Origin of the sequence: Lachnoclostridium sp. An118 (assembly GCF_002160985.1) — a bacterium.
GTDB lineage: Bacteria > Bacillota > Clostridia > Lachnospirales > Lachnospiraceae > Claveliimonas > Claveliimonas stercoravium.
Genome location: NZ_NFLQ01000016.1, coordinates 72,895 through 81,033, shown reverse-complemented (window position 1 = coordinate 81,033; position 8,139 = coordinate 72,895). Strand labels below are relative to the sequence as shown.

At 53.1% G+C, this 8,139-nt stretch carries 8 protein-coding genes; 1 reads left to right on the top strand and 7 read right to left on the bottom strand.

Going from position 1 to position 8,139, the window contains the following annotated elements:
• Nucleotides 1-182: 182 nt before the first annotated feature.
• From B5E62_RS13005 to B5E62_RS12995, 3 genes are read right to left on the bottom strand one after another with little or no spacing between them, the layout of a single operon-like run.
• On the bottom strand, nucleotides 183-677 hold the full coding sequence (locus B5E62_RS13005; protein WP_087174968.1) for a glycine/sarcosine/betaine reductase component B subunit: 495 nt from the start codon (nucleotides 675-677) through the stop codon (nucleotides 183-185).
• A 37-nt stretch (nucleotides 678-714) separates the two neighbouring features.
• Entirely contained in the window at nucleotides 715-1,470 is a 756-nt protein-coding gene (prdD, locus tag B5E62_RS13000) for a proline reductase cluster protein PrdD (protein WP_087174967.1), read from the bottom strand.
• Between the two features lie 20 nt (nucleotides 1,471-1,490).
• Nucleotides 1,491-2,633, bottom strand: coding sequence for a DUF3810 domain-containing protein (locus B5E62_RS12995; protein WP_242957921.1), 1,143 nt, complete (start codon nucleotides 2,631-2,633; stop codon nucleotides 1,491-1,493).
• A gap of 188 nt (nucleotides 2,634-2,821) precedes the next feature.
• Here B5E62_RS12995 and B5E62_RS12990 point away from each other — a divergent pair, with 188 nt between their 5' ends.
• Nucleotides 2,822-4,282: a sulfatase-like hydrolase/transferase gene (locus tag B5E62_RS12990; RefSeq protein ID WP_087174966.1), complete on the top strand. Its 1,461-nt coding sequence runs from the start codon at nucleotides 2,822-2,824 to the stop codon at nucleotides 4,280-4,282.
• An 18-nt stretch (nucleotides 4,283-4,300) separates the two neighbouring features.
• Here the strand turns inward: B5E62_RS12990 and B5E62_RS12985 are convergent, their stop codons facing one another.
• The 4 genes from B5E62_RS12985 to B5E62_RS12970 form a co-directional block, all read right to left on the bottom strand.
• Nucleotides 4,301-4,783, bottom strand: coding sequence for a hypothetical protein (locus B5E62_RS12985; protein WP_242957919.1), 483 nt, complete (start codon nucleotides 4,781-4,783; stop codon nucleotides 4,301-4,303).
• A gap of 155 nt (nucleotides 4,784-4,938) precedes the next feature.
• Nucleotides 4,939-5,823 (bottom strand): carbohydrate ABC transporter permease, encoded by an 885-nt coding sequence (locus B5E62_RS12980; RefSeq protein ID WP_330398131.1) that lies wholly within the window; start codon nucleotides 5,821-5,823, stop codon nucleotides 4,939-4,941.
• 18 nt (nucleotides 5,824-5,841) lie between these two features.
• Nucleotides 5,842-6,747, bottom strand: coding sequence for a carbohydrate ABC transporter permease (locus tag B5E62_RS12975; protein WP_087174964.1), 906 nt, complete (start codon nucleotides 6,745-6,747; stop codon nucleotides 5,842-5,844).
• Between the two features lie 96 nt (nucleotides 6,748-6,843).
• The gene (locus B5E62_RS12970; RefSeq protein WP_087174963.1) at nucleotides 6,844-8,106 is read right to left on the bottom strand and encodes an ABC transporter substrate-binding protein; all 1,263 of its coding nucleotides are present in this window, start codon (nucleotides 8,104-8,106) and stop codon (nucleotides 6,844-6,846) included.
• Between the last annotated feature and the right edge of the window lie 33 nt (nucleotides 8,107-8,139).

Below are 8,139 nucleotides of genomic sequence, written 5' to 3'. Positions count from 1 at the left end.
TGTTCAGTTGTGCAATGGTCGGGTCATGCCTGGAAATCAGGCTCCGAATAGAAAGATGCGCCGCATCCGCTGTGCGGTACACTTGATATATGCCAGGCGGCAGGAGCGCCGCCTTGACATATTCAGAATAACATAATCCACTTTGGACTGCAATAGAAATTTTACGTTTTGTTATTTATCCCTTATTTCCGTCCGGCTTCCTCCCACCTGCGCATCTTCAGCTTCAGCAGGGCGAGCGCCTTCCTGGCGTCTGTCTCTGTCACCGTATTTTCCGCCAGCACTCTCGTCTCATCTCCCGGCTGATCCATCCTCTCCAGCGCTTTGTAATAGCAGACCACGCCGTCCAGGTGGTCGTTCTGCACCACAAAGTCCTTTGCAGGGCACTGGCTTAAGACTGCCGTGGGGACGCCCCGCTTTTCCGTCTCCTCGATAGCATGCGCAAAATCCACATGATTATTCCCGATCCCATTGCAGGAAAAAACTGCGCCGTCCACCCGCATGCACTCCAGAGAGACGCCGACCCTCTCTGCGGAGAGATATTTGTCTTCATTTTTATCCGGTGATCCCACGATCAGGATCCCTCTCAGATTGACATCTCTGTCCTCCGAGAGCACCTCCACCAGGGGGTCCCGGTAATAGTGGAGGGTCGTCTCCTTCATACTCGTTCCGATTCCCATATTTCATTCTCCTTTCCCGCCGGATATACCCTTCTGCCTAATCCATAGCGCGCATGATGCCGTCCCGGAATTCGTTGGGTGTCACCACCACCGGCATCCATCCCATATCAATGACAGAGCGCCCGCCCTCGTAGCCGCAGGGCTCATTTCCAAACAGCCTCGTATCATACACAGCTCCCTGCCCGGAAACCTCCTTCACGATCACCACATCCCTGCGTCCCGGCTCATAGGTCTCCTGGAACACATGCTTTTCCGTGCACTTATACCCGTTGAATTTTTTCATCTGCTCCCGGAAGATCTGGCAGAACACATCGCAGGCTCTGTGGATCGCCTCCGGACCTGGACGGTCCGCCCAGGTTCCCTCCCGCAGCACCACGTCAAAGGAGATCAGAAGGTCGCTCTCAAGCGGCGTGCCGGGCCTGCCCCAGGCAATCCTGTCCTTCAGTATCCCGTCGCTGGCACCGAAATTGCAGACCTGTCTCCCGCTCTCATCCACACCTGTCAGGATCACGTACACGCCCGTCAGCGTATGAGTAATGCCGTCTCCCACCTTCCCCAGCACCTTTACGGAGAGGGGAATGACATCCATCACCGTGTTGGTGTGCTGGTCATGCTCGTCGGGCCGGATGATCCGGATCTGTATCTCCTTTATCAGCGGCTCCCTCTCCCGTATGCTGTCCGCCACCGACGGACACACTGTCATACGGCCATCCACGGTGACGCGGTTTTCCTCCCCGTATTCTACAGACTGTATGTGATACGCCCGCACTGTAAGCCTTGTCCCTGTCTCCATCTGTCATCCCTCCTGTATGATCATATATAACCCACTTCCTTATAATAAGTAAGGATCAGTTCCACCATCCTGTCGTAGCTGGCCACCCCGTCCTCCTGCCCGTTGGCTTTCAGATAGCTGTCGTTGATCTGGTCCGACACCTCCGCCACCGGGCTGTCATATTTCTCCCAGAACCGGCTGTTGGCCGCAAGGTCCGCCTGCACCTCCTCAGACAGCCTGTCCCGCAGCTCCTGGTAAAAATCGGGGTCTACACTGTAAAGTGTGTTGGTACAGTAGATCCAGCCCAGCATGTAGCTGCTGTAGTTAAACTCCACGCTCTCTGACTGGACACCTGCCAGGTAGCCTATAAAATTGGCCTCCTGCTCCTGCATAAACCCACGCAGGTGGGCCAGCTCATGGCAGGCTGTAAAAGGAATATTGTAGGGGACCATATCCGCATTGTAATTTGCCTCTATGGTAAAAGGGGAGTAGATGCCTGTCAGCTTCTGCACAGACAGGAGCCAGGAAAACTCCAGGCCATTGGGCTGTGGGTAAAAGCCCTCCAGGCAGGGATACTCTCCGGCCAGCTTCTCCATCGCCCGCACGGCACGGACAGACACATCCTCTGTCAGTACCATGATCCCCTCCTCATCTCTGTGCACCTGCTGTCCGGTCCGGTTCACCGCCGAAGTCAGATCCTCGCAGACTGCCCGCAGCTCGTCCACCGAGGCCCCCTCCCACGTAAGCCCGGCCTCGTGGGCAAAGGAGCTCCTGTGATAGTTCACGCCGCAGAAGGCGGCATAGAGAACAAACAGGATACCTGCTGCCAGAAATGCCCCTGAAAAAAACGCTGCCAGCGGCTGTCCCACACGCCTTTCTTTCCAGCATCTGTACACCGCCCGTACTATCTGCCACACCAGAAAAGCGGCAAGCACGTACAGCATAAGCTCAGACACAGAAAAGGCAAAGATGCCGCAAAATCTGCCAAGCGTAGCCACGAAAAAGGAGTAGACGTGAAGCGTGTACCACTGGGCAAAGGCCTCGGATGCCGAGGCGCCGAAGAGGAGCAGAAATGCCGCGGCAAAAAGGACAATGCCCGCCACAGCCCGTCTCACAGCTGTCCCGTAAACATTGTTTCTCTTCTCGTCCCGTATTTCTCTCACCTTTCTCTCCTCTGTCCCCATGCCCGTCTCCTCTTTTGTCGCTTCATTTCCTGGTTGTAATCACATTATACACCCTCCCGTTACCACATAGTATAAAAAAAGCGGATAGCCCTCAAAAATATACAGAAAATTTTTGCCATTCCGCATCCCAGAGAGTATAATAACATGCATAGCCTATTAATACATTTTAAGAAAGGACATAACATACTATGAAACAGCCAAACATTCTGTTCCTGCTGGCCGATGACATGGGGCACTGGGCCATGAGGAACGCCGGGAACACAGACATCCACACCCCCAATCTGGACAGACTTGCCCAGAGGGGTGTAAAATTTGACAACTTTTTCTGTGCCTCACCGGTCTGCTCACCGGCCCGCGCTTCCATCCTTACCGGAACTATGCCCTCCTGCCACGGCATTCTTGACTGGCTGGACGGCGGCAGCATGGACAGAGCCTCCCTATCCAGGGAAAGTTTAGAATATATGCCCCACGAGACTATTCCCATCCAGTACACGGATCACCTCACCGCCTACACAGACATCCTGGCGTCAGGCGGCTACCGCTGCGCCCTCTCAGGCAAATGGCATATGGGAGACAGCATGACGCCCCAGCACGGTTTTTCCCACTGGTACACCATCGGCGGGGGCGGCGTCAGATACTTCAACCCTGAGACCATCGAGGACGGGGTCCTCTCCGAAAAGGAAGGATACATCACAGACCTCATCGGCGAAAACGCACTGGAGTGCCTGGACAGGTTCTCAAAGGAAGACGCGCCTTTTTATCTGAGCGTCCACTTCACTGCTCCCCACAGCCCGTGGGAGGAGACGGATCACAAGAAGGAATATCTGGATCTGTACAGGGACTGTGATTTCACTGCCACTCCTGACCTTCCCTACCACCCCTGGCAGGTCTTCACCTGCCCCCACGGCCAGGGTGAGCGCCGCAAGGAACTGCTGCGGGGCTACTACGCCGCCATCACAGCCATGGATCACCAGATCGGGCGTCTGATGGACCGCCTGGATGAGCTGGGGATCGCAGACGACACCATCGTTATCTTCACCTCCGACAACGGCATGAACCTGGGACAGCACGGCATCTGGGGCAAGGGAAACGGGACTTTCCCGCAAAATATGTACGACAGTTCTGTAAAGGTGCCTTTCATCGCCTCCTGGCCGGGGCATTTCGCGAAAGGGGCTGTGTGCAGTGAGCTGTTCAGCCACTACGACATCCTGCCCACTCTGTGCCATCTGGCCGGCTGCCCTGTGAACACAAAACAGGAGATCCCGGGCCACAGTTTTGCCCGATGGCTGGAGGATCCAGAGCTGGAAAGCAGCCGCCCTGTAGTCGTATTTGACGAATACGGCCCTGTCCGGATGATCCGGGACAAAGAGTGGAAGCTGGTTCTTCGTTACCCCTACGGCCCCAATGAGTTCTACCACCTGACCGAGAACCCGGATGAGACTGAGAACCTGTTCCATGATCCGGCCCAGGAAGATCGCATTGTAGCCATGCGCCGCCAGATGGAAGAGTGGTTCCTCCGCTATTCAGACCCGGACCTGGATGCCAGAAAAGAGGGCGTCACCGGCACCGGACAGTACTGCCGCGCCGGAAGCCGGGCCCATCTCCTGGAGAAATACGGGCCAATGCCCAGACCTGTAAAAAATGAATAAAACAGACTTTTCTGTTTTTTATTTCCGCACCTGCTCCATCCGGATCACAGCGCCCCCGTTCCGTCTGGACTCCTCCGCCGCCAGCGCAATGTAGTGGCTCTCCAGAGAGCGCTCTACAGAAGAAATCGTGTCATCCTCTGACTGCTCGCCGGTGACAAGATCCAGGAACGCGCTCACCAGGCCCCTGTCTCCTCCTCCATGTCCTGAGAAGTCCTCTGCCATCCTGGAGACATCGATCAGCTCCGCGTCCTTCCCAAACGGAGTCACTTCTATTGTGTTAGCCCCCATGTCGGCAATGATCTGCCCTTTTGTGCCCATAAGCTTTGCATATCTGGAGCAGTCTGCCGTAAATCCGCACATTGTAAAGCTGACGGTCGATCCGTCCGTCATATTCATGTTTACCACCTGATGGTCCACAACATTATTGTCACAGTAGTAAACACAGCGGCCATAGGGCCCCTCTTCAAGAGCTCTCCTCACACTCTCCCCGTCTGGATGCATGGTCAGGACATTGGCCGGCCAGCCGCTGTTACTTGTTTTTGCATAATGTCTCCTTTCTAAAGTGTTGAGAAAAAAAGAGGCGCTGCCCCCCTATCGGATAACGATAACGAGGCAGCGCTCCTGTTTTTTTATCTGGCCTCAGGCCGGATACACTCTTAACCTTTGATACCGCCGCCGGTAACACCGGAGATGATCTTCTCTGACAGGAAGACATACAGCAGCAGCGTGGGCAGGAAGACGATGACAACGGCTGCGAACAGGCCGCCCCAGTCTCCTGTGTACTGCATGGACGAAAGTACACTCTTAAGTCCGGGTCCTACAGGCATGATATCCGAGGACGATGCAAAGATCAGTGAGATAAAGTACTCATTCCAGATATTCATGAAGATGAAAATGCTGACCGTAACAATACCCGGCTGAGCCAGCGGGAACATGATCCTCCAGAATGTCATCATGGGCGTACATCCGTCGATGGCTGCCGCCTCCTCGTATGTCCTGGACAGGTTCTGGAAGAAGGTCATCAGGAATGTGGTCGTGTACGGGATCTGCATTCCTATGTACAGGAAGATAAGCAGTCCTCTGGAGCCGTTGATGCCAAGCTGAATGGAGATGGACATCAGCGGAAGTACGATCATGATGTTCGGGATACTCATGGCAATGAGGAAACCGGACCGGATCGGCTTATTTCCGAGGAATGTGAATCTTGAAAGTACATAGGCTGCCGGCGCACTGATAATAACCGCGCCTACCATGGTTGCAACAGCATACAGCAGTGAGTTCATGAAGAACGTGGAAATACTGTTTGCATTCCATGCATTGATATAGTTTTCAAAATGAAAGCCGCTCTCAAACTTGAAGACTTTGCCCTGCATGATCTCCGGAGCTGTGGAAAAGCTGGCTGCCAGGATCCACACCAGAAGGAAGATCGTGAAGAACACCCAGATGCCTACAATAAGATAACCGGGAATCAGTTTCACTTCTTTGCGAGGATTAAACGGCTCTCTGACCTTTTTTTCTTTTTCTTTCTTTTTTCCAAACATAAAAGCCATCCTCCTCTCTTAGAATTCCAGGTCGTCGTCTTTGACAAGCACGTTGACAAGTCCGAATACGACAAGCACGATCAGCGCCATCAGGATACCTACCGCAGCGCCCACGCCGGCATCACGGGCTGTACTTCCTGTTGTGCCGAACACAGCGTTGTACATGTACACAACCGGAGTGATCGTTGCGTTGTCGGACGGCATCGGTGATGCCCACATCTGTGACCACACGAAGAAGCCGACAATGCTGATGGTCCAGAATGTCATACATGTCTTGAACACGCCCTTGATCAGCGGCATAGTGATGAAGCCGAACTGTTTCAGCTTGTTCGCTCCGTCGATAGTGGCAGCCTCGTAGTAGTCCGCCGGGATCCTCTCAATACCACTGATGAATATCAGCATGAAATAGCCCACCGAGCCGAAGCAGAAGGCAATCAGCAACGACCAGAACTTCCACGATCCGTTCATGTAGTCGATCTTTGCCAGTTCTTCCAGTCCCAGAGCCTCAAAGAAGCTGTGAAGAAGACCGAATCGTTTGTTGAACACGTACTGAATCCACATAGTGGAGATAGCAACCGCGTTGATAATGTTGGGTACATAGATGACCGCACGCCAGAATGCTTTCGCCCGCACACCGCTTGTCAGGATGACAGCGAAGAGAAGTGCGATGACCATGACAGCGATGCCGCCAATGACGTAAATCTTGATCATGTTGACCATGGATGTCTGGAAAAGCTTTGTCCCCAACAGCTTCTCATAATTTCCCAGACCGTTAAAGGTCCACTCGCTCATCGGGTCGCTGACGCCTTCCACATTAAAGAAGCTCATGATGACTGTACGGATGATAGGGTACAGGAACATGACGAGGAAGAAGAGCAGCGCCGGAGTCAGAAAGCAGACGATCATTTTCTTATTCTGTTTCAAGAAGATGTCCCCCTTTCTCTCAGATATTGTCTATAGTATCAAAAAACGGTATGGCAGCCAGCCTCTGCCTGCCATACCGTTGTACTCCCAGATTGATTATTGAGCATCAGCCAATGCCTGAACGAAATCATCCGGAGTGGTGTTGCCCTGGATCAGTTTTACTACGTTCTCAGTAATAACAGGTGTAAAGTCAGCGTTTGACTCAAGACCAACTGCCCAGTCGTAAGCCTTTGTCATTTCCTTGAAGTAAGGCTCTGCCGCGGAGATTGCATCCGGCCACTCTGTGTTCTCTGTATCAGCAGGGATAGAGTTTACGGAAGAAGCCATCTCAAGGTCATAGTCGCCTGTAGCGATCATTGTTGCGAAGTCAAAAGCTTCCTGCTGCATATCGCTCTCTTTAACGATACCAAAGCCCTGTGCACCAACCATGGATGCCTCGGCTCCGTCTACACCGCCCTCAACTGACGGCCACGGGAAGAAGCCAAAGTCTACCTCTGTACCTGTGTTCTGAAGGATCTCGTTCGGGATCCAGGATGCGTTCAGGACCATGCAGCTCTCGCCGAAGCCGATCTCGTTCTGTCCATCCGGATACTGTGCCGGAGCGTTGGGTGAGAAGAATCCTTTTTCTACTAATGTAGCGATATCCTCTGCAGCCTTCTTAGCCTCCGGAACAGTTGTCCATGCGCCGTTGTTGAAGCACTCAAGAACTGCGTCCTGTCCGATGTATCTTGCCAGCTGGAAGCCATAGATCAGTGTTGCAGAGTCGGAGTTACATGTGATCGGGTTGTAGCCTGCATCTTTAACCTTCTGGCATACATCCAGGAACTCATCCCATGTTGTCGGAACATCTGTCACGCCAGCTTCCTCGAACATAGCCTTGTCATACCATACACCTGTTGTGTATACCTGATAAGGTACTGCGTAGAGCTTTCCATCTCCCCATGATTTAGCCTTGTCAAGGATAACAGGCATTACATGGCTCTCAAACTCTTCCTCTCCCTCCAGTGTGGAAAGGTCTGTCAGATACTCCTGTGTGTTTCTTATAGTACGCATATAGTCGTCGTCGAAGAGGTCGATGTCCTCGCCGGCCTCAAGAGCTGTACCGATGAGAGTCTTCATATCACGGCCCTTCCACTCGATATTGATGTGGATGCCTGTCTCCTCCTCGTAAGCATCTGCTGCTTCCTGGATGACTTTTGCCTGGGGCTCTGTGGAGTTCCACATGGACCAGTAGGTCATCTCCTTGCCGCTGTCGCTGGAGCCTGAATCAGAGCTTCCGCTGTCGGAAGATCCGCATCCTGCTGCCAGTGTTGCAACCATGGCTGTTGTAAGTAATACACTCACAATTTTCTTTTTCATAATGTTACCTCACCTTCCTTAAAATATAGGGTT

Coding starts and splice junctions, on each gene's coding strand:
- B5E62_RS13005 (WP_087174968.1), bottom strand. CDS start 677: ATGGGAATCGGAACGAGTATGAAGGAGACGACCCTCCACTATTACCGG.
- prdD (WP_087174967.1), bottom strand. CDS start 1,470: ATGGAGACAGGGACAAGGCTTACAGTGCGGGCGTATCACATACAGTCT.
- B5E62_RS12995 (WP_242957921.1), bottom strand. CDS start 2,633: ATGGGGACAGAGGAGAGAAAGGTGAGAGAAATACGGGACGAGAAGAGA.
- B5E62_RS12990 (WP_087174966.1), top strand. CDS start 2,822: ATGAAACAGCCAAACATTCTGTTCCTGCTGGCCGATGACATGGGGCAC.
- B5E62_RS12985 (WP_242957919.1), bottom strand. CDS start 4,783: ATGCATCCAGACGGGGAGAGTGTGAGGAGAGCTCTTGAAGAGGGGCCC.
- B5E62_RS12980 (WP_330398131.1), bottom strand. CDS start 5,823: ATGTTTGGAAAAAAGAAAGAAAAAGAAAAAAAGGTCAGAGAGCCGTTT.
- B5E62_RS12970 (WP_087174963.1), bottom strand. CDS start 8,106: ATGAAAAAGAAAATTGTGAGTGTATTACTTACAACAGCCATGGTTGCA.